General features: G+C 64.6%; 17 protein-coding genes. 14 read left to right on the forward strand and 3 right to left on the reverse strand.

Annotated features, from left to right (window positions below; all coding sequences use genetic code 11):
• Position 1 precedes the first annotated feature (1 nt).
• The 3 genes from G7Y49_RS05420 to G7Y49_RS05430 are packed head-to-tail and all read left to right on the forward strand — an operon-like array spanning position 2 to position 3,783.
• Positions 2-1,168 carry a polysaccharide pyruvyl transferase family protein gene (locus tag G7Y49_RS05420; RefSeq protein WP_165171836.1) on the forward strand — a complete coding sequence of 389 codons (1,167 nt, stop codon included), beginning with the start codon at positions 2-4 and terminating at the stop codon, positions 1,166-1,168.
• Complete coding sequence (locus G7Y49_RS05425) at positions 1,155-2,360, forward strand: Coenzyme F420 hydrogenase/dehydrogenase, beta subunit C-terminal domain (protein WP_165171838.1); 1,206 nt, start codon at positions 1,155-1,157, stop codon at positions 2,358-2,360. Before G7Y49_RS05420 ends, G7Y49_RS05425 begins: the two co-directional genes overlap by 14 nt.
• A complete protein-coding gene (locus G7Y49_RS05430; RefSeq protein ID WP_165171840.1) occupies positions 2,347-3,783 on the forward strand; it encodes an oligosaccharide flippase family protein in 1,437 nt (478 codons plus the stop codon). The genes G7Y49_RS05425 and G7Y49_RS05430 overlap by 14 nt, the downstream gene beginning before the upstream one ends.
• Before the next feature lie 21 nt (positions 3,784-3,804).
• On the opposite strand, the gene G7Y49_RS05435 is transcribed toward G7Y49_RS05430, so the two are convergent.
• Complete coding sequence (locus G7Y49_RS05435; RefSeq protein WP_165171842.1) at positions 3,805-4,023, reverse strand: helix-turn-helix domain-containing protein; 219 nt, start codon at positions 4,021-4,023, stop codon at positions 3,805-3,807.
• A 252-nt stretch (positions 4,024-4,275) separates the two neighbouring features.
• Entirely contained in the window at positions 4,276-4,704 is a 429-nt protein-coding gene (locus G7Y49_RS05440; RefSeq protein WP_165171844.1) for a hypothetical protein, read from the reverse strand.
• A gap of 90 nt (positions 4,705-4,794) precedes the next feature.
• Between G7Y49_RS05440 and G7Y49_RS05445 the strand changes: the two genes are divergently transcribed.
• The 11 genes from G7Y49_RS05445 to pyk all read left to right on the forward strand — a co-directional run bounded on the left by G7Y49_RS05445 (position 4,795) and on the right by pyk (position 17,871).
• Positions 4,795-5,682 carry an NAD(P)H-hydrate dehydratase gene (locus G7Y49_RS05445; RefSeq protein ID WP_165171846.1) on the forward strand — a complete coding sequence of 296 codons (888 nt, stop codon included), beginning with the start codon at positions 4,795-4,797 and terminating at the stop codon, positions 5,680-5,682.
• A 169-nt stretch (positions 5,683-5,851) separates the two neighbouring features.
• The gene (locus G7Y49_RS05450) at positions 5,852-6,559 is read left to right on the forward strand and encodes an HdeD family acid-resistance protein (RefSeq protein ID WP_241157272.1); all 708 of its coding nucleotides are present in this window, start codon (positions 5,852-5,854) and stop codon (positions 6,557-6,559) included.
• Positions 6,560-6,656: 97 nt separating this feature from the next.
• A complete protein-coding gene (gene ligA / locus G7Y49_RS05455; RefSeq protein ID WP_165171848.1) occupies positions 6,657-8,915 on the forward strand; it encodes an NAD-dependent DNA ligase LigA in 2,259 nt (752 codons plus the stop codon).
• A 272-nt stretch (positions 8,916-9,187) separates the two neighbouring features.
• Complete coding sequence (locus G7Y49_RS05460) at positions 9,188-10,096, forward strand: extracellular solute-binding protein (protein WP_165171850.1); 909 nt, start codon at positions 9,188-9,190, stop codon at positions 10,094-10,096.
• 129 nt (positions 10,097-10,225) lie between these two features.
• Entirely contained in the window at positions 10,226-11,716 is a 1,491-nt protein-coding gene (gene modB / locus G7Y49_RS05465) for a molybdate ABC transporter permease subunit (protein WP_241157273.1), read from the forward strand.
• Between the two features lies 1 nt (position 11,717).
• Positions 11,718-12,830, forward strand: coding sequence for a sulfate/molybdate ABC transporter ATP-binding protein (locus G7Y49_RS05470; protein WP_165171852.1), 1,113 nt, complete (start codon positions 11,718-11,720; stop codon positions 12,828-12,830).
• A 617-nt stretch (positions 12,831-13,447) separates the two neighbouring features.
• Positions 13,448-14,008, forward strand: a complete 561-nt coding sequence (locus G7Y49_RS05475; protein WP_165171854.1) for a hypothetical protein — start codon at positions 13,448-13,450, stop codon at positions 14,006-14,008.
• Between the two features lie 65 nt (positions 14,009-14,073).
• On the forward strand, positions 14,074-14,445 hold the full coding sequence (locus G7Y49_RS05480; protein ID WP_165171856.1) for a hypothetical protein: 372 nt from the start codon (positions 14,074-14,076) through the stop codon (positions 14,443-14,445).
• 281 nt (positions 14,446-14,726) lie between these two features.
• Complete coding sequence (gene moaA / locus G7Y49_RS05485; RefSeq protein WP_165171858.1) at positions 14,727-15,728, forward strand: GTP 3',8-cyclase MoaA; 1,002 nt, start codon at positions 14,727-14,729, stop codon at positions 15,726-15,728.
• A gap of 48 nt (positions 15,729-15,776) precedes the next feature.
• A complete protein-coding gene (moaC, locus tag G7Y49_RS05490) occupies positions 15,777-16,286 on the forward strand; it encodes a cyclic pyranopterin monophosphate synthase MoaC (RefSeq protein WP_165171860.1) in 510 nt (169 codons plus the stop codon).
• A gap of 133 nt (positions 16,287-16,419) precedes the next feature.
• Positions 16,420-17,871 (forward strand): pyruvate kinase, encoded by a 1,452-nt coding sequence (gene pyk / locus G7Y49_RS05495; RefSeq protein WP_165171862.1) that lies wholly within the window; start codon positions 16,420-16,422, stop codon positions 17,869-17,871.
• A 273-nt stretch (positions 17,872-18,144) separates the two neighbouring features.
• Here pyk and G7Y49_RS05500 read toward each other — a convergent pair.
• Positions 18,145-19,161: IS1634 family transposase (locus tag G7Y49_RS05500; protein ID WP_165171865.1), on the reverse strand; the 1,017-nt coding region annotated here is incomplete at its 5' end.

A 19,161-nucleotide genomic window follows, 5' to 3' on the forward strand; every position in this document is an offset into this window, starting at 1 on the left:
CATGCCTAAAGTCGGACTGTGCGCTTGCTATGGCAATCACAATTACGGGAGTATGCTGCAGGCCTTGGCAACGTGCGAGGCATTAAAGTCGTTGTCGATAGACTATGAGCTGATTCGATACGAGAAGGATCACTCGGCTTCGCGCTTTCTTCAGCTGTTGAAGAAGACCACATCCATGGATGCCTGGTCCGGCTTGATGGCAGATGCAAGGTGGAGGCTGTATCTAAGCCGGCACCCCGAAGAGGCTGCGAGGCAGAGCAGGCGCGCTGCCTCGTTCGACGACTATGGCAAAAGGCGCTTTACTGAGCTGAGCCCCGTATTCTGCGGATATGAAGAGCTTATTCGAGGATCTTCGCGCTACTCGGCTGTCATGGTGGGCAGCGATCAGCTTTGGCTTCCCTCTGGATACAGCTCGGGCTATTACACCCTGGAATTTGCGCTTCCGGGAATCAAGCGCATTTCATATGCGACAAGCTTTGGGATTTCCGCCATGCCCAAGGCGTCTTTCGGGCGTGCGAAGAAGTTCTTGTCCAGCATAGATCATCTGAGCGTAAGGGAAGCGAGTGGCGCGGATATCGTGCACGAGGTGACCCAGGGGAGCAAAGAGGCTCAATGGGTGTTGGATCCTACCATGTTGTTTGATGCCGACGCATGGCACGATATTGTTCCGGACAATCGGATAGTAAGCGAAGAGTACATACTCTGCTATTTTCTGGGGACGAACCAGCATGCTCGGCGCATGTGCAAGGCGCTGAAAGAAGAGACGGGCCTTTCGGTTGTCATGCTCAGGGACTGGAGATACCGCCTTGAAGACGACGAAAAGATTGATGATTACGATATGTTCTCAGCTGATCCCGATGACTTTGTCAATCTTATTCGGCATGCACGATTTGTTTTAACGGACTCGTTCCACGGAACCGCGCTTTCCGTTTTGCACCGCAAGCATTTTGCTACGTTCTATAGGGACAAAGCTGGCGCCAACAGCAGAAACACAAGAATAGACAGCCTGTTCTCGAAGCTGAGCATAAACGGCTGCTTAATGCAGGAAGAGGATCTGGGGCACTTTCTCGGCCTTGACCTTGACTACTCGAGCATCGACAACAGGCTGGCGAAATGGCGCAATGAGTCGATGGGATTTTTGGAGGACGCTCTGCATGGACTGCAATAACGTTTCCACGATGGACGAATGCAGATGCTCCGGCTGCGGCCTCTGCGCGTACGTCTGCCCTGTGAACTGCATCTCCTTGGTTCCGAACGAGAGGGGATTTCTTGTTCCGCTGGTGGGTGACTCCTGCGTTCAATGCGGAAAGTGCCTTCTGAAATGCCCCTCCATACATCCGCCTGCCTCGGAATTCTTAGACCTGGCATTTGCGGCAAGGTCAGTCAATGACGCGAATCTTGAGCGGGCGACGGCGGGCGGCATGCATCTTCCCATCTCCGGGTCGGCAACGCGCAAAGGTGGCGTTTCGTACGGGGCTGCCTTTTCAGGGACGTGGGCGGTCGAGCATGTGAGGTGCTGCTCTGAAGAAGAGGCTGCCGAGTGCGTGGGCTCAAAATACGTGCAGAGCAGCCTGATCTCAAACGACGTCTTCTCTTCGATTGCCGAAGATATCGCCTCCAAGACTCCCGTTGTGTTTTTTGGCCTGCCCTGTCAGACGGCAGCGGTAAAAAAGGAATTCCCCTCAGCAGACGATCTTGTTCTTGTTGACCTCGTTTGTCATGGGGTGGCTTCCCCCATGCTTTGGGAGGCGTACCTTTCGGAGCAGAGGTTTGGCCGCATTCGGGACATTCGGTTTCGAAATAAAACGTACGGGTACCACATGAGTACGATGAGGATTCAGGATGAGAAGGGCGTCTACAGCAAGAGCGGAAGGGTTGATCCGTATCTGAGGGCCTTCTTCTCGGGCATAGCACATAGGAAAGCGTGCTATGCCTGCAGGTTCAAAGGAAGGAGGCGCTATTCGGACTTAACGCTATTCGATTGCGGGAGCTATCGTGAGCTAGCTGGGAAGCACGATGACGACCGTGGCTATACGAGCGTAATCGTGAGCACTGAAAAAGGTATGGAATTGGTGAAGTCGCTCGACGGGTCCTCTGCGCTTTTCGAGCAAGTTGACAGGCTGAAATGCGAGCGACTGCATGGAAAAATGATCGACTTATGCACGCCTTCCCATTCACATGGGGACGATTTTTATGAAGCGGTCCGACAAAGGTCATTAGCCTTTGCGGCAAAAAAGTATCTTGGGATTGGCTTTGTCGATTATGCGGTCGAGGGGGCGAAAAGCATAGCATACCGAATGGGGGCCATGCGTATTCTGAGTGCACTTGCGGAAACGAAACGTTCGAATGACAAGCGTTAAAAACAATTTCCTGTATAGCTTGATATATGAGGTGCTGGCATTCGCCATACCTTTGATTACCGCGCCGTACCTATCTCGAATTCTGGGCCCAACGGGAATGGGCGACTATTCCTATTCGTACAACATCGCATACTATTTCGGCATGTTTGCGACACTTGGAATGCTTCGCTATGGCACGCGAAGCATTGCGGCAAAAAGGGAGTCCGAGCACGACAAGAACAAGCTGTTTTGGGAGCTGATGTCAGTTCAGCTGATTACTGGAGCAGTTGTCATGTTGCTTTATCTGGCGTATTCGGCTGCAACCTCAAGTGTGCTTGCATATATCTGGATTCCCTACGTGCTGTCTACGGCATTGGACGTCTCGTGGCTGTTCAGGGGTGATGAAGACTTCAAAACAACCGTGGTGAGAAATTCGATTGTCAAAATTGCCACAGCGGTCTGCATTTTTGCGTTTGTTAAAAACGAGGAAGACGTTTATTTGTATGCGCTTATCATGGCGCTAGGCTATTTGACGACTCAGCTGCTGCTCTGGCCATGCCTAAGGCGCCACATTAGCGGCTTCGTTCGGCCAACAAGCCTGAGGGCGATTGCTCGTCATTTTCTTCCAAATGTTCTTCTCTTCCTTCCTCTGGCGGCGACAAGCATCTACCGCGTGTTCGACAAGGTCCTTATTGGGATGCTGTCCGACAGCGCCCAGCTGGGCTTTTTTGACTGCGCCGACAAGATTGTCATGGTTCCCCTGGGGATAATCAGCGCATTGGGCGCGGTCATGCTTCCGCGCATGGCTTATCTGATCTCTTTTGGCAACGAGCGGCGGGGGATAAGCATCCTTCGACAGACGATGTCGCTGTCCATGATCATTTCCAGCTGTCTCATGTTTGGGATACTTGCCGTGGGCGACTTGTTTTCCGTCATCTATTTCGGCGCTGCTTATGAAGAGACGGGCGTGCTGTTGCGCTTGCTCAGCGTCACTGTTCCAATGATAGCTTGGGCTTCGGTGCTCAGGGAGCAATACCTGATTCCTAAAAAGATGGATAGACAGTACATTGCGTCAGTTGTTGCCGGAGCTGTATTCAACCTCTCGGCAAATTACTTCGCCATTCCGCTTTGGGGAGCGCGAGGTGCGGCGCTCGTGACAATTGTGACAGAGCTCATTGTCGCGGCAATGCTGACGTTTTCTTCGAGGCGCAGGCTTCCTCTTTGCCAGTACGCAATCGATTCTGCTCCGTATTTTGCAATAGGGTTTCTCATGTTTGCCTTGATGGCGACAATCAGGCTCATTGTCCCGCTGCAGGGCATTTGCTTGCTATTGGCTCTTATGGTTTTTGGGTTGGCCCTGTACCTATTGCTTCTGTGCTGTCTGTCTAAGATTAGCGGTCGGCATAGGATGATTATGCGGATGCTGCTTCTGTCAAAAGAATAGGTGGTTCTCGGCCCGACAGCGTCAGCCGATGCCCTCGAGGAACTGGGAGAGGGTCATTCCGAAGCCCTGCGCGATCTTGGCGAGGTTCTGCAGCGTGAGGTTGCGCCGGCCCGTCTCGATGGAGGCCAGGTAAGAACGGTCCATGCCGATCCGGAGCGCAAAGGTCTCCTGGCTGACGCCTTCGGCCTCCCGCAGGTTCTTGATGCGGTGGCCCACTTGTATTTGCAGAGAGCTAGACATGCAGGCAGAATAAAGTGTTTGTTATATATACAACAACGGACTACATACAACATTTTATCGTGCGCAAGAGCTCTGACGTGGGGCGGGCGGTGTGCGGCTGCGTGATGCGGGGTCGGCGGCGTGCGGTACGTGATGCAGGCCCGATGGGCCAGGGGCGCAAAGCCTCAAGCAGGCTGTAAACTCAAAGGCGCCTTTTGCGGAAGGGGCGGGCTTGTCCCCGTCGTCTTGAACGCAGGGGCTCGTCGCCTAAGCTCAAGGATGTGGTGCCATCCCGCCGCCGCCGAGCGCGTCTCTGACGCCGTTGAGCTCGAGGGCGCAGCGCTCGAGCGTGCGTGCGATGAAGCTCAAGGCCTCGGGCGCGTGCATCTCGCTCGCCCCGAGCGCCATGGCGAGGGCGGCGAGGCCCTCGAGGTCATCGCGCGTGGCGTTTATGCGGTCGATGGTTTCTAATCGGGGCGCGTTGCGAGCGGCGTTGGCGGTGCTCGTGGCGCTGCCGTCCGCGCCGTTTGCTGCGCTGTCAGCCGCGCCTCTGTTGGCATGGTTGGTGCTCGCCGCGCTGCTGCCCGCCGTGTCGCTGGCGGTGAGGCCGTTCGCCACGCCGCCCGCCGCGGCGTTGGCGGCATGGTCGTCGATGTTGATGCGGTCGATGGCGTGCAGATGGGACGTCTCGCTGGGGGTCATGGCTCGTCCTCGCTCTCATGGTTGACTTTGCTTCTGCCTGGTGATGCTGTGGTACCATCGGCGCATGAAGACGGGGAGAAGGGAGATGCGATGGGCGCTTCGGGGGTCTTCAAGGTTTCCGAATACGACGGCGGGCGGTTGGCGGCGCTTCTGCCATGGCCGGCACGTGATACAAACAAGTATACACGCGGGAAGCTCACGCTGGTGGCAGGTTCGGCGTTATATTCAGGCGCGGCGTCCCTGGCAGCCCTAGCCGCCCAGCGCATGGGCGCTGGGTACGTGGAGGTGGCGTGTGCGCCCGAGAGCGTGAGCGCGGTGCGTGCGAGCCGTCCATCGTTGGTGGTACGTTCTTGGGACACCTGGGAAGGATTCGGCGAGATCGCGCCACGTGAGGGTCGTCCGTGCGCCTGCGTGGTTGGACCGGGCTTCGACGCCTCCGGCGCCGTCGAGGCCGACCTCGTGCTGCGCGCGCTCATGCAGGTGGAGGCCCCCGTGCTCGTCGACGGCGGGGCGCTCTCCATCCTCGCGACTGACGCGGGGCTTGCGGCGGCACACGAGCGCGCGCAGCGCGCCCTCCCTCTCGTGGTGACGCCGCACGGGGGAGAGGCGGCGCGCCTGGCGCGCGCGGTGCAGGTGGATCAGGCGCTCGAGCCCGCAGCGCTCGCGTGCGAGCTCGCGCGTGCCTGGCGCTGCGTGGTCGCGCTCAAGGGCCCCGACACGTTCGTGTCCGACGGCGCGCAGGTCGTGGCCGTGCGCCAGGGCACGCCGGCGCTCGCGAAGGCGGGCACGGGGGATGTGCTCGCGGGCATGGTGGGGGCGCTGCTCGCCCAGGGGCTGCGCGCCGTCGACGCCTGCGTGCTCGGCGTGACGCTGCACGCCGAGGCGGGCCGCGCCGCCGCTGCGGAGCTCACCGACATATGCGTGACCCCCGAGGACGTGATCGAGGCGATCCCGCAGGCGGTGCGGGGCGTCGGCTGAGGAGGGGTGCTTCGACCGCTTTTGCAACCAGCGGGTTGCGGGCGGGTACTTTTTTACCTGCTTTTCACATTCTCTCGCGCTCGCGGCCCCTCGGTTGGGTGACAATGACGATGGTGGTTTTTAGGAGTTTTCGAGGATGACGCGGGTGCTTTGGAAGGAGTGTGCTGGCATGAGTACAACGGTTGCGAACGGCTTGCAAGGATGGGCTGCGGCGAGCGGCATGCACGAGGAGGCCGCTGCGCAGCGCATATACGCAGCGGCGACGGGCGGGGGCTCGGGCTCTCGAGGCTCGGCGAGCCGCCGCGCGACGCGTCGCCATGCGCACTCGGGCGGCTCTGGCTCGGGCGGTCGCGGCACCAAGGGCAAGCGCGACTGGGGGTTGTTCTTCTCGGGCGTCGCGCTCTTCATCGCGGGTCTCATCGTGGCTTTCTGGCCGGGCCTCACGCTGGTGACGATCGCCGCGTTCGTAGGCGTGATGATGCTGATTGCGGGCGTGTTCGACATGGTCGCCTACGTGCGCTTCCGCAAGAAGATGGAGCATTCGGGCTGGGCGCTCGTGAACGCGCTGTGCAACCTCGTGCTCGGCGCGATGTTCTTGCTCCACCCGATCATCACGGCGGCGGTCATCCCGTGGGTCGCCGGCGCGTTCGTGATAGGCTACGGCGTCATCGCCATCGTGTCGGCTGTGCGCCTGCGCAAGGTGGGCCCGGGCTGGGGCCTCATGCTCGCCAACGGCATCGTGTCGGTGCTGTGCGGGATCATGTTCGTCTTCCTCCCCGTCGCCTTCGCCGTCTTCCTCGGCGTGTTCCTCGCGATGCGCGGCGTGACCATGGCCACCTTCGGCCTCATCGCGCCGACGAACGTGCCTTACGTGTGAGGTTTCGCGCGCTGACGTGATAACATACGCAGATGAGAACCAAGAGCCTGGGGCAGATGCGAGCCAGGCTCTTTTTACGCGAAGGGAAGGGTGCATCATGGGCAACGGTCAGGCGCAGGCGAGGGGAACGGGCGACCAGGAAAGCCTCTTCGACGAGAAGGCGCTCGCGGCTGCGGCCACCGACCCGGCCGCGCGCGCCGAGGCGCTGCGCCGCGAGATCGAGCACCACACCTACTGCTACTACGCGCTCGACGCGCCCGAGATCTCGGACGCCGCGTTCGACTCGCTCATGCGCGAGCTGCGCGAGATCGAGGCGGCGCATCCCGAGCTCGTCGACCCGTCGAGCCCCACGCAGCGCGTCGGCGGCTACGTCGGCGAGCAGTTCGCGCCCGTGCGCCACGCGCGGCGCATGTACTCGCTCGACAACGCCATGGACCTCGGCGAGCTCGACGCGTGGATGGACCGCATCGTGGAAGCCTACGGCAGCCTGCCGCCTCTGTGCTGCGAGCTCAAGATCGACGGCTCGTCCATCGCGCTTTCCTACGACGTTGCCTCCGGCGGGGCGCTCGTGCGCGCCGCCACGCGCGGCGACGGCACCACGGGCGAGGACGTGACGGCCAACATGCGCACGGTGAAGGACGTGCCGCTGCGCCTGCGCGCCTGCGCGCTCAAGGCCGTGCGCGGGGCGCGTGGGGCGCAGGCCGGCGGGAATGCTGCCGCCAGGGCTGACGCGGCCGGCCCCGACGCCGCGGCCGCCGCCGCTGGGACCGCTCCCGCCGACGAGCCGCTCGAGCTGCGCGGCGAGGTGTACATGCCGAAGTTCAGCTTCGACTCCCTGAACGCCGCCGCCGAGGCGAGCGGGCGCGCGCCCTTCGCCAACCCCCGCAACGCCGCCGCCGGCTCGCTGCGCCAGAAGGACCCGCACGTCACGGCCTCGCGCGACCTGTCCACCTTCATGTACGCCATCGCCGACGAGGCCGCGCTCAACCTGCCCGGCCAGTGGGAGCTCCTCCAGTGGCTGCGCGAGGCGGGCTTCCATGTGAACCCCGACGTGGCGCGCTGCACCACGCGCGAGGAGGTGCGCGCGTTCTGCGAGCGCGCCGTCGAGCGGCGCGACCAGCTGCCCTACGAGATCGACGGCGTGGTGGTGAAGGTGAACTCGTTCGCGCAGCAGGAGGCGCTCGGCTTCACGGCGCGCGCGCCGCGCTGGGCCATCGCGTTCAAGTTCCCGCCCGAGGAGAAGACCACGCTTCTGCGTGACATCACCGTGCAGGTGGGCCGTACGGGCGTGCTCACGCCCGTGGCCGAGCTTGAGCCCGTGGTGGTGGCGGGTTCCACGGTGGCGCGCGCCACGCTGCACAACCTCGACGAGGTGCACCGCAAGGACGTGCGCGTGGGCGACACGGTGATCGTGCGCAAGGCGGGCGACGTGATCCCCGAGGTGCTCGGGCCGGTGGCCTCGCTGCGCCCGGACGGCGCGCAGGCGTGGGAGATGCCCGCGGCGTGCCCGAGCTGCTCGAGCCCCGTCATCCGCGAGGAGGGGGAGGTGGCCTTCCGCTGCATCTCCATCGACTGCCCCGCGCAGGCGCTCGAGCGCCTGCTGCATTGGGCGAGCCGCGGCGCGCTCGATATCGACGGCATGGGCGAGGAGATCGTGAGCCGGCTCGTGGAGTCGGGTCGCGTGACCGACGTGGCGGACTACTACTCGCTCGGGGAGGCGGAGCTCGCCAGCCTCGACATGGGCCGCGTGAACAAGGACGGCGAGCCCATCCGGCTCGGGCACACGGTGGCGGCGAAGCTCGTCAGCGCCATCGCCGCGAGCAAGGCGCGCCCGTTCGCGCGCGTGCTGTTCGGCATCGGCATGCGGCACGTGGGCAAGACCACGGCCGAGGCGCTCGCGGCGGCCTTCCCGTCGATGGACGCGCTCGCGCAGGCCACGGAGGAGCAGCTCGCCGAGGTCGAGGGCATCGGTCCGAAGATCGCGCACAGCGTGTGGGTGTTTCTGCGCACGCCCGACAACGCGGCCGTCATCGAGCGGCTGCGCGCGGCGGGCGTGACCATGGCCGACGAGGTGATGGCGCCCGGCGAGGAGGTGCCCCAGACGCTTGCGGGGCTCACGTTCGTGCTCACGGGCTCGCTCGCGGAGAGCGGCCTCACGCGTGACGAGGCCGGCGCGCGCCTGAAGGCGATGGGCGCGAAGGTGAGCGGCAGCGTGTCGAAGAAGACGAGCTTCGTGGTGGCCGGCGAGGCCGCGGGCTCGAAGTACGACAAGGCCGTCGCCCTCGGCGTGCCCGTGCTCACCGAGGCCCAGCTGCTCGCGATCTACGAGACGGGCCGCGCCCCCGAGGTGGGGTAGGGGCGGGCGCAGCCGCGCGGCAGCTTCCGCTTTCGCGTCCGCGAGGTGGGGAAGGCCTCGCGCGTCGCGTCCGCGAGGTGGGGGTAGGCCGCGCCCGCTCGACCGCTTCCGCTTTCGCGTCCCCAAGGCGGGGCAGGCGCGGCGAAACAGCCGCTCGCGCCAATCATCCTTAAAAAGTAATAATCTCTCATTGACTATATATTATCGGAAGGATAATATACTCATCAGCGCATAGGCGCTTATCTATTGCTTTGTCAAGGAGGGATCGTCACATGAAGAAAACTCGCAAGATAGCCGCGGCAGTGCTCGCGCTGTCGCTCGTGGGCGCGTTCGCCCTGTTCGGCTGCTCGAGCAGCAACGCGGCCAGCTCCTCGAGCAGCGCAGCCAGCTCCGCGAGCAGCTCTGCCGCCACCCAGGCCGCCGAGCCCGTCGAGCTGCAGGTGTTCGCCGCCAACTCGCTGTCGAAGGCTATGGAGGACGTTCAGAAGGCCTATGTCGAGGACGGCCATGACAACGTGACCTTCCTTGACACGCAGTACAAGGGCTCCGGCGAGCTCAACGAGATGCTCGGCGCCGGCTCCTACGCCGACCTGCTCATCACCGCCTCGAAGGGCTCCATGGACACCGCCGTGGAGAAGGGCTACGTCGATAAGTCCACGCGCGTTGACATGTTCGTGAACGACCTGGTCGTGGTCTCGAAGGAGGGCTCGGGCCTCAAGGACGTCACCCTGCAGGACATCGCTGACCACAAGTACACCTTCTGCGTGGGCGACGAGTCGGTCCCGGCCGGCAACTACGCCTGCCAGTCGCTCTCCACGGTGGGCGTGTACGTCCCTGCAGGTGACGAGGCTGGCAAGACCGGCAAGGACATCTCCGGCAAGGGCGGCTCCTTCGCCGAGGGCTACACCCCCGTCCTCGACACCTCCGTGGGCAACGTGTGCAAGCACGCCGAGTCCGGCGACGTTGACGTTGCCTTCGTGTACACCTCCGACGTGTACCGCTTCGGCGGCGTCGAGATCGTGGGCGAGGTGCCGGGCGACACGCACAAGAACATCGTGTACCCCGGCGCCATCACGTCTGACTCCAAGAACGCCGAGGCGGCCGCCGAGTTCCTCGACTGGTGCCTGACCAGCGAGAAGGCTGCCAAGATCTGGGCCGAGTGGGGCTTCGAGCTGGCGTAGCCAGCTGGCACGGCCGACTGCAGGGCTCAGTGGTTCTCACATGGGATCATGCTGAGTCGAGAGAGGATGGGCGCGCGCGTCCATCCTCTCTTATATAATGGGTGAGTTCGAGGGGCGAGGGGAAAGGACATGATGCGCGAAAGAACGTTCATCGCGGGCCTTGCGCTGGCGCTGGCATTGGCGTTGGCGCTGGCGGCGGGGCTGCTCTCGGCGGGGACGCTGGCGTACGCCGACGAGGCGGCTGCGGCCGCAGGCTCGGCTGCCGCTGCGAGCTCAGCTGCGGCCGAACAGGACGGGCAGGCCGAACGGTCGGGAGGCGAGGCGGGCGCGCCGGCCGCCGCAGGCTCGGCCGCCGCAGACACGGCCGAGGTCGAGGTGAGCGCGGAGGGCGACGCGGCCCTCGCGCAGGGCGCAAGCTTCGCGATGAGCGACTTCTCACGCGCGCAGAAGGGCACGAACCGCCCCGTCGACGGCGCCTACCGCGGCTACTCCTACCTGGTGGGGCAGGAGGCGGGCGCCTTCGCCCAGGTGGTGGCGATGCGCGACTACGCGGTGGCCTACGTGCCGGCCGCCCTCGCGCAGACGCTCGGCGTCGACGTGGCGGACGAGCAGGACCAGCAGCTCCTCAAGTCCTGCCTCATCGCGCTCGACGCGCAGCACGCCGCGGGCTCGCTCGAGCTCGCGGAGGTCCCCGCCTGGCACTTCACCGCGGAGACGACCTATGACGTGGACGGCGTGCGCTTCCAGTTCGACCAGCAGGTCGACGGCAACGTGTACGCGTTCGTGATCGGCGCCGACGGCTCCGACGTCACGGACAGCGAGAACCCCCTCTTCGCCAAGCCCTCCTTCGCCGACTTCGCGCGCCTGGCCAGCCCCGCCGACGTGAGCATCGCGCAGAAGGCCACGGGGCTCGCGGCCGCCGGCGAGTTCCTTGCCGCGCTCGACTGGAGCCCCTTGTGGGTGACGCTCAAGACCACGGGCGTGGCCATCGTCATCATCTTCGTGCTGGGCCTTCTGGCGGCGTACTTCTGCCTCAACATCTCCGCCCGCGCCAAGAACATCTGCGACTCCATCTTCACCATCCCCATGGTGCTGCCGCCGACGGTGTGCGGCTTCGTGCTTCTGTGGCTGTGCGGGCGCAACACGCCGTTCGGGCAGTTCTTCATCGACGTGGGGTTCCCGCTCATCTTCAGCTGGCCGGCCACGGTGATCGCGGCCGTGGTGGTGGCGTTCCCGCTGATGTACCGCAACGCGCTCGGGGCGTTCGAGAACCTCGACCCCAACATGCTCGACGCGGCGCGCACGCTCGGCTGGTCGAACGCGCGCATCTTCGTGAAGCTCATGCTGCCGCTGTCGTGGAGCTCGATCGCGGCCGGCACGGTGCTCGCGTTCGCCCGCGCGCTCGGCGAGTTCGGCGCCACGCTGTTCCTCGCGGGCAACTACCTCGGCGTCACGCGGACCATCCCCATCGCCATCTACTTCGAGTGGATGAACGGCAACGGCGAGGTGGCGTGGTTCTGGACGGCCGTCATCATCGCGTTCAGCTTCGTGGTGATCCTGTTCATCAACTGGTGGAGCGCGCGCACCACCAAGTACCGCCGTCGCGTCGAGGAGGACTAGCATGAGCCTGGAGGTCAGCATCAAGAAGAGCTTCCCGTCCTTCACGCTCGACGTGTCGATCGAGGCCGGGTCGGAGACGCTCGGCTTTCTGGGCGCGTCGGGCTGCGGGAAGAGCCTCACCATGCGCTGCATCGCGGGCATCGAGAAGCCCGACGAGGGGCGCATCGTGGTGAACGGCCAGGTGTTCTTCGACTCCGAGGAGCGGATCAACCTCACGCCGCAGCAGCGCAAGACCGCGTTGCTGTTCCAGAACTACATGCTGTTCCCGAACCTCACGGTGGCGCAGAACGTGGCGGCGGGCATCGGGCGCGACGTGCCGAGGGCTGACGCGGACGCCATCGTGCAGAGCGAGCTGAAGCGCTTCGGCCTGGAGGGCTTCGACGCGCGCTACCCCGCGCAGCTCTCCGGCGGCCAGCAGCAGCGCGTGGCGCTCGCGCGCATGCTCGCGGCGCGCCCGGGCATCCTCATGCTCGACGAGCCGTTCTCGGCGCTCGACGCGCACCTCAAGGGCGTGCTCGAGCAGAACCTCGTGAGCCTGTTCGACGCGTTCGACGGCACCATCCTGTACGTGAGCCACGACATCGACGAGGCGCTGCGCTTCTGCGACCGCATCGCGGTGGTGGAGTCCGGGCACATCCTCGAGATCGACACCGGCGATGACCTGGTGAACCGCCCGCAGTCCTCCGCGGCGCTGAAGCTGTCGGGCTGCAAGAACGCCACGCCGGCCGAGCGCGTGGGCGACCACTGCGTGTGGCTGCCGAAGTGGGGCGTGCGCGTGGCCACCGACGAGGAGGTGCCGGCCGACGTGAAGTACCTTGGCGTGCGCGCGCGCTACGTCGAGCGCGCCGAGGGGCCGGGCGAGAACAACTACCGCATGCGCGTCGACCGCGCGAGCGACTCGCGCTTCGAGCGCACGCTGCTCCTCGGGTTCGTCGACCGCGACGAGTCGGCGGTGCCCACGGTGGCGCACACCGAGGACGAGATGAAGTATCTGCACCAGCACATGTTCTGGCGCGTGGGGAAGGTGGACGTCGACCCGGCCCGGCTGCTCGACGCCGGCGACGAGGTCTGGGTCCACATCCCGAAGGACCGCATCTACCTGGTGACGAAGTAGCTGCTCTCGGCGCGGCCCCGCCCATGGCGGGCGGCGGCGGTGTGCCAGGGCGGTGTGCCAGGGCATGCGGGGGCTCGCGACGCCGTTTCTTTTCGGCATTTTTGCGGGCAGTGCAGATTTCACGGGCGTTTTTGGCAGAAATCTGCAGTTGTTTGTCTTTTCGCGGGGCGTTAGAGGTTGCTTGACCGATTGCGACAGTGTGTCTTTGTGTAAAACACCTGGTCGCTGTTGCTACCGTTGCTCGCGAAGCGTTCGATGGCGGCTCTGAGCGGTTTTTGGAGCACCTGGATTGACCAATATCTGAAGATTTCTGCCAAAATCGCTCCGGAATTTTGCACGCACATCCTAGGGCGCTTAAAATCACGCGGATTGGAATGCGGCGTTGCGCGGGATGCCCGAAAATCGCGTGGGCGCGGGCTTAGGCGCAGCTTTGCGCAGGGAGATCCGCAAGCTGCGAGGGGGAGATCTGCGAGCCGTGTGGGGCGCGGAGTCCTCGGAGCGCGCGGAGAGGAATGCGAATTGCGCGGGGGCGTGAAATCGCACAGGGCTTCGATAGCGATATCCTATCCCGAGAAGTTCTGCATCGTCGTGTGGCTCGCGAGGAGTAGAGTGCCCTCATGGCGATATTGCTCACAGACGACACGGCGATGTGGTTCTGGCGTTGGAGGGCGAGCAGCGGTTCGCAGCTCAGCCAGTTCGCCCCTGCGCGCCTGAAGGCCGTTCCCGAAGGGTCGCCGCCTCCAAGCGACATAGTGGCGGCGTGTGACTATTTTCGTGCGCCCGACGAGCCGGTTTGCGCTTTGGTGGCGCGTGCGTCTGACGTTCGAAGGACTTGCGACGTGTCGTATCGGGTTTTCGGCGGCGTCCTGCCAGCAGGCTCTTTCGTCCGGCTCAATGAGGGCGTTTACGTGGCTTCTCCCGAGTATCTGGCGCTCAGGATGGCGGCGCGCCTGACGAGGATCGAGCTCCTTCGCTTGCTCTACGAGCTGTGCGGCTGCTACGTGCTTAACGAGAATGACGTGCGCGGATTCAGCGGCTGCCAGCCGATCACGAATTTGTCGCGGGTGAGTAGCTTTGCGAAAAGCGCCTCGGGCATGCGCGGCGTTCGGGAGATGCGCCTGCTGGTGGTCGCGCTTCCGAGAGGTCGGCCTCGCCTCGGGAGACTGACGTCGACATGATGCTCACGCTTCCTCTGCGCATGGGTGGATATGCCCTGCCGAAGCCCGCGCTGAATGAGCGTATCGTGCTCACCGAATCTCAGAGGAAGCTGATCGATCGGGAGGCAATCACCCCCGACATGCTCTGGAGGGGCGCGCGCCTCGCCTTGGAGTACGAAAGCGACGAGTGGCATTCGGGGGACGAGAGGTTCGTGCGCGACTCTCGTCGCCGAAACGACTTGAAGGCTCTGGGGTACGATGTCGTGACGGTGACGAACGCGGAGCTCAAGTCTCTCCGCGAGATGGATCGGATCGCCTCGGGCATTGCGCGGCGGCTCGGCGTTCGCATGCGGGTGTCGCTCGATGACCACGATGCGCGCAAGCTGGCGCTCAGGACGAGCTTGGCTGACATCCAGCGCCGCGGCAGGAGCGCGAAAGCAGGCGTGCGCCTGATCTGACGTGCTGCTTCGCCTTGCCTTCCTGCGCCGAGCCTCGTCCTTTTCGCGTCTCGAGGCGGGGATGACGTACGTGCTCTCCGCTGCCCGCTGCTCGCTTTCGGATCGCTGCTCCATCTTTCAGGTCGGCTCTCGATGCGGCCCCCAGCGCCCCGCGGCGCCTCCGCCCCTTCGCCGCCTGCCTGCGCTTCCCCTCGTCCTCCCGGGCCGTGGCGGATGATCCCGCGTGAGAACTAATCGCGTTCATGTATAATGGGCGGCGATAGAACGGAAAGGGAAGCATCTTGAAGGACTCACACGGCCGCACCATCGACTACCTGCGCATATCGCTCACGGATCGCTGCAACTTCCGCTGCATCTACTGCATGCCCGAAGGCGGCGTGAGCCAGCTGAGGCACGAGGACATCCTGCGCATCGAGGAGATCGAGGAGCTCGTGCGCATCGCTGCGGGCATCGGCATCAAGAGCATCCGCCTCACGGGCGGCGAGCCGCTCGTGCGCAAGGGCGTGATCGACCTGGTGGACGCCATCACCAAGATCCCCGGCATCGAGAACGTGTCCATGACCACCAACGGCGTGCTTCTGCCGCGCATGGTGGACGACCTGAAGGCGGCGGGCCTCTCGCGCGTGAACATCTCGCTCGACACGCTCGACGCCGACCAGTTCCGCATGGTCACGCGCTGCGGCAACCTCGACGACGCGCTCGCGGGCATCGAGGCCGCGCTGGCGGCGGGACTCAACCCGGTGAAGATCAACGCGGTGGTGGTGCGCAGCCTCGACCAGGACTTCCTCGAGTACGCCAAGCTCTCCGTCGACCGCCCGCTGCACGTGCGATTCATCGAGTACATGCCCGTGGGCGAAAGCTCGGGCGCGGACGGCTGCGGCTGGGGCAAGGACGACGTCATCCCCAGCGAGGAGCTCTACGCCCTCATCAACGAGCGCGCGCGGGCGCAGGGCCTGCCGGAGCTCGTGGACGCGGGGAGCGGGCGCCCGCTCGGCTGGGGCCCGGCGCGCTACTTCCAGTTCCCGGGCGCGCAGGGCACGGTGGGCTTCATCTCGCCCCTGTCCCGCCACTTCTGCGGCGAGTGCAACCGCCTGCGCCTGACGGCCGACGGCAAGATCCGCCCGTGCCTGTTCAGCGACACGGAGTACGACGTGCGCACGGCCCTGCGCGAGGGCGGCGAGGACGCGGTGCGCGCCGTGCTGTTCGAGGCGCTCGGCGCCAAGCCCGATGACCACCACGACAAGGTGGGGACCGAGCGCGGCATGTCGCAAATCGGAGGGTAGCCCCGGCTTCGCCTGCCCCGCCTGCATTCACCTACGAAGGAGACACCGATGACTGACCAGCATCTGACCCATATCGACGAGAAGGGCGACGTCCGCATGGTGGACGTGTCGCAGAAGGCCGACACCGAGCGCGTGGCCGTGGCCGAGGGCTTCATCGCCATGCACGCCGCCACGCTCGAGATGATCGCGGGCGGCACGGCCAAGAAGGGCGACGTGCTGGCCTGCGCGCGCGTGGCCGGCGTCATGGCCGCCAAGCGCACGAGCGACCTCATCCCGATGTGCCATCCGCTCAACATCACGAAGGCGAAGGTGGAGTGCACGCCGGTGTTCGCCGGCGAGCGCGTCGACGGCCGCGTGGGCATCCACGTGACCACCACCTGCGGCGTCACCGGCAAGACGGGCATCGAGATGGAGGCCCTCACCGCGGCGAGCGTGGCGTGCCTCACGGTGTACGACATGTGCAAGGCGGTCGACCGCGGCATGGAGATCATAGACGTGCGCCTGCTGAAGAAGGACGGCGGCAAGACGGGCCTCTGGCTGCGCGAGGAGCAGCAGTAGGTTGTTTCAATCTCTTCTCCCTTTCCCGTGGAATTGGCAGAGAACGGTATGATTCCCGCAGCCGAATAACGCTATCATGAGACGAGTGGTTATTCCGAGCCCGTTGAGCCCGTTTGAGCCCGAGGAGCGTCCCATGGAGAAGCGCACGAAGATCATCTGCACGCTAGGACCGGCAGTCGACGACGAGCAGACGCTCGTCGAGCTCATCGAGGCGGGCATGAACGTGGCGCGCCTGAACTTCAGCCACGGCAGCCATGCGGAGCACCAGGTGCGCATAGACCGCCTCAAGCGCGTGCGCGAGCGCCTCGGCGTGCCGTGCGCGCTCTTGCTCGACACCAAGGGCCCCGAGATCCGCACCGGCACGCTCGCAGGCGGCGGCCCCGTGGCGCTCGAGGAGGGCGCGCTGTTCACGCTCACCGCGAAGGAGTGCCAGGGCACGTCGGAGCGCGTCACGCAGACGGCCGCGGTGCTTCCCTCGTGCGTGCAGGCGGGCTCTTCCATCCTCCTCGACGACGGCTTGATCGAGCTTTCCGTCGAGCGCGTGGAGGGCGATGACATCGTCTGCCGCGTGGCGAACGCGGGCCTGCTCGGCGAGCGCAAGTCGGTCAACGTCCCCGGCGTGCGTGTGCCGCTGCCCGCCGTTACCGACCAGGACCGCGCCGACCTCCTCTTCGGCATCGAGAACGACTTCGACTACGTGGCGGCGTCGTTCGTGCGCGACGGCGCGGGCGTGCGCGAGGTGCGCGCGTTTCTGTCCGCGCATGGCGGGGGCGACATCCGCATCGTCGCCAAGATCGAGAACGCCGACGCGGTGCGCAACGCAGCCGAGATCATCGAGGCCGCCGACGCCGTCATGGTCGCGCGCGGCGATTTGGGCGTGGAGGTGCCCGCGTGGCGCATCCCCCACATCCAGAAGCAGATCATCCGCGCGTGCAACCGCGAGAGCAAGCCGGTTGTCACGGCCACCCAGATGCTCGACTCCATGATCCGCAACCCGCGCCCCACGCGCGCCGAGGTGGCTGACGTGGCCGGCGCCATCTACGACGGCACCGACTGCGTGATGCTCTCCGGCGAGACGGCGGTGGGCGCGCACCCGGTTCGCGCCGTGCGTGCCATGGCGCACATCGCGCGCGAGAACGAGGCGCACCTGTTCGAGGAGTGCTTCCCTGACCGCAGCCGCACGCACGCGCGGCCCTCGCTCGCCGTGGGCATCGCCGCGGTCACCACGGCGGAGGCGCTCAACGCGGCGTGCATCGTGACGCCCACGCTGTCGGGCCGCACCCCGCGCCTCATCTCGAACCTGCGCCCGCGCGTGCCCATCTTCGCGGTCACGCCGCATCCGCGCGTCATGCGCCAGCTCCAGCTCTCGTGGGGCGTGACGGCGCTGCTCGGCGACACCCAGGGCGACATGCGCCGCGTGATCGACCAGGCGCGCGAGTCCGTGCGGGCCTGCGGCCTGGTGGAGGCGGGCGACGTCGGCGTGCTCACGGCGGGCGACCCGCACACGAGCCCGCTCGAGGACGTCGGGGGAGGGAAGTCGGCGATGGGCCCCACCAACGCCCTGTACGTGGTGGAGTTCAAGTAGGGGGCGCTTGCATCGCGCGCCCGCCCGCGCCGAGCGTGCTTGCGTCACCTGCTCCGCCCGCGTCGCCCGCTCCGCCCGCCGCACCCGCCCGCCCCGCGCCCGAGGCGACGCCCCTCGCGCTCGCCCTCGCATTCCGCAGCTTTTTCCGGAGCGGCTCCTTGCGCCTTGACTGTTGTGCTAACACCCAAGTTTTGCAGCAAAAAGAGGTCGTTTACCCTATGTGGCCTGGATAAACGGCCTCTTTTCTCATGACGTTTTCTGTAGTGGAACAGCCTAGTCTCTCGGTTTTTTCACAACCGACATCACCTTGCTCATCTGCGATTTGGTCATGACCTCGCGCGACAGGTCGATGCCGACAACGTCGCAGAGCGCGTCGGTGAGATCAGTGCGGTAGTCGAAGTGATAGACGTTAGTATCGAGGCGATGGCCCGTTATGTTGGCAAGCGCGTCGGCGACAGCCTGCGCCGACGGGCGCGACCCTGTCGCGCGCTCCACGTCGGCCTGCATGAGCCGCATGATGGTGAGCGCCACGTAGCAGACAAGGAAGTGCGCCCGTATGTGCGGTTCCGTCCACACATAGACTGGCCGCGCCTCCATCGTGGACTTGAGCACACGGAAAGAGTCCTCGATGCGGGAAAGCCCCCTATATGCCTCGATGATCTCATGTTCGCCCCACTCCTGCTCAGAGGTAATGATGCAGTAGTAGCCGTCCATAGCAGCGTCGGCGGCGATCCTCTTTTCGTCGAGAACCCAGTTGTGACTGGCCTTCTCACCGGTCTCTTTAACCACGGGCACATCTTTGGCGTAGCGTGCCGAGCTGCGAACCACGGCCGCCGACATGTCGCCGCGCTCTATAGCGGCTCTCGACTTCTCGATGACTTTGGCGCGTTCGTGACGCGCCCGCTCGTAAAAGTCACGCGACCAGAATGCGACCTCCTTGACTGGCACCATGACGCGCTCTTTTTTGCCTTCTGGATTCACGACGTAGACGGCCTTGCCAGAGATTCGGCTCTTGACCTTGAACCGGCCCGACTCCGACTCGACATATCCGGCATCGTCGAGCACCCAGTCTTTGAGCTTTTTGGTCGCCCTGCGCACGGACTGCGAGAGGACGAACCCGTTACCGTCGAGTATGCAGGCTGCTATGTTGTCAGAGGTGTTAAGCCCCTTGTCGGCCACCACGACCACGCGCTCTCCATCTGGATTTGACGAATCCCTCAAGCCAGCCTTCTTCATCATGGGAAGCATTGTGGTCATATCGTTTTGATTGCCAGGGAACAGCTCGTAGTC

The sequence above is a fragment of the Adlercreutzia sp. ZJ242 genome (assembly GCF_011038995.1).
Taxonomy (GTDB): domain Bacteria; phylum Actinomycetota; class Coriobacteriia; order Coriobacteriales; family Eggerthellaceae; genus CAAEEV01.

Excerpts from the sequence above, each read along its gene's own strand:
- G7Y49_RS05420 (WP_165171836.1), top strand. The coding sequence starts at position 2 with ATGCCTAAAGTCGGACTGTGCGCTTGCTATGGCAATCACAATTACGGG.
- G7Y49_RS05425 (WP_165171838.1), top strand. The coding sequence starts at position 1,155 with ATGGACTGCAATAACGTTTCCACGATGGACGAATGCAGATGCTCCGGC.
- G7Y49_RS05430 (WP_165171840.1), top strand. The coding sequence starts at position 2,347 with ATGACAAGCGTTAAAAACAATTTCCTGTATAGCTTGATATATGAGGTG.
- G7Y49_RS05435 (WP_165171842.1), bottom strand. The coding sequence starts at position 4,023 with ATGTCTAGCTCTCTGCAAATACAAGTGGGCCACCGCATCAAGAACCTG.
- G7Y49_RS05440 (WP_165171844.1), bottom strand. The coding sequence starts at position 4,704 with ATGACCCCCAGCGAGACGTCCCATCTGCACGCCATCGACCGCATCAAC.
- G7Y49_RS05445 (WP_165171846.1), top strand. The coding sequence starts at position 4,795 with ATGGGCGCTTCGGGGGTCTTCAAGGTTTCCGAATACGACGGCGGGCGG.
- G7Y49_RS05450 (WP_241157272.1), top strand. The coding sequence starts at position 5,852 with ATGAGTACAACGGTTGCGAACGGCTTGCAAGGATGGGCTGCGGCGAGC.
- ligA (WP_165171848.1), top strand. The coding sequence starts at position 6,657 with ATGGGCAACGGTCAGGCGCAGGCGAGGGGAACGGGCGACCAGGAAAGC.
- G7Y49_RS05460 (WP_165171850.1), top strand. The coding sequence starts at position 9,188 with ATGAAGAAAACTCGCAAGATAGCCGCGGCAGTGCTCGCGCTGTCGCTC.
- modB (WP_241157273.1), top strand. The coding sequence starts at position 10,226 with ATGATGCGCGAAAGAACGTTCATCGCGGGCCTTGCGCTGGCGCTGGCA.
- G7Y49_RS05470 (WP_165171852.1), top strand. The coding sequence starts at position 11,718 with ATGAGCCTGGAGGTCAGCATCAAGAAGAGCTTCCCGTCCTTCACGCTC.
- G7Y49_RS05475 (WP_165171854.1), top strand. The coding sequence starts at position 13,448 with ATGGCGATATTGCTCACAGACGACACGGCGATGTGGTTCTGGCGTTGG.
- moaC (WP_165171860.1), top strand. The coding sequence starts at position 15,777 with ATGACTGACCAGCATCTGACCCATATCGACGAGAAGGGCGACGTCCGC.
- pyk (WP_165171862.1), top strand. The coding sequence starts at position 16,420 with ATGGAGAAGCGCACGAAGATCATCTGCACGCTAGGACCGGCAGTCGAC.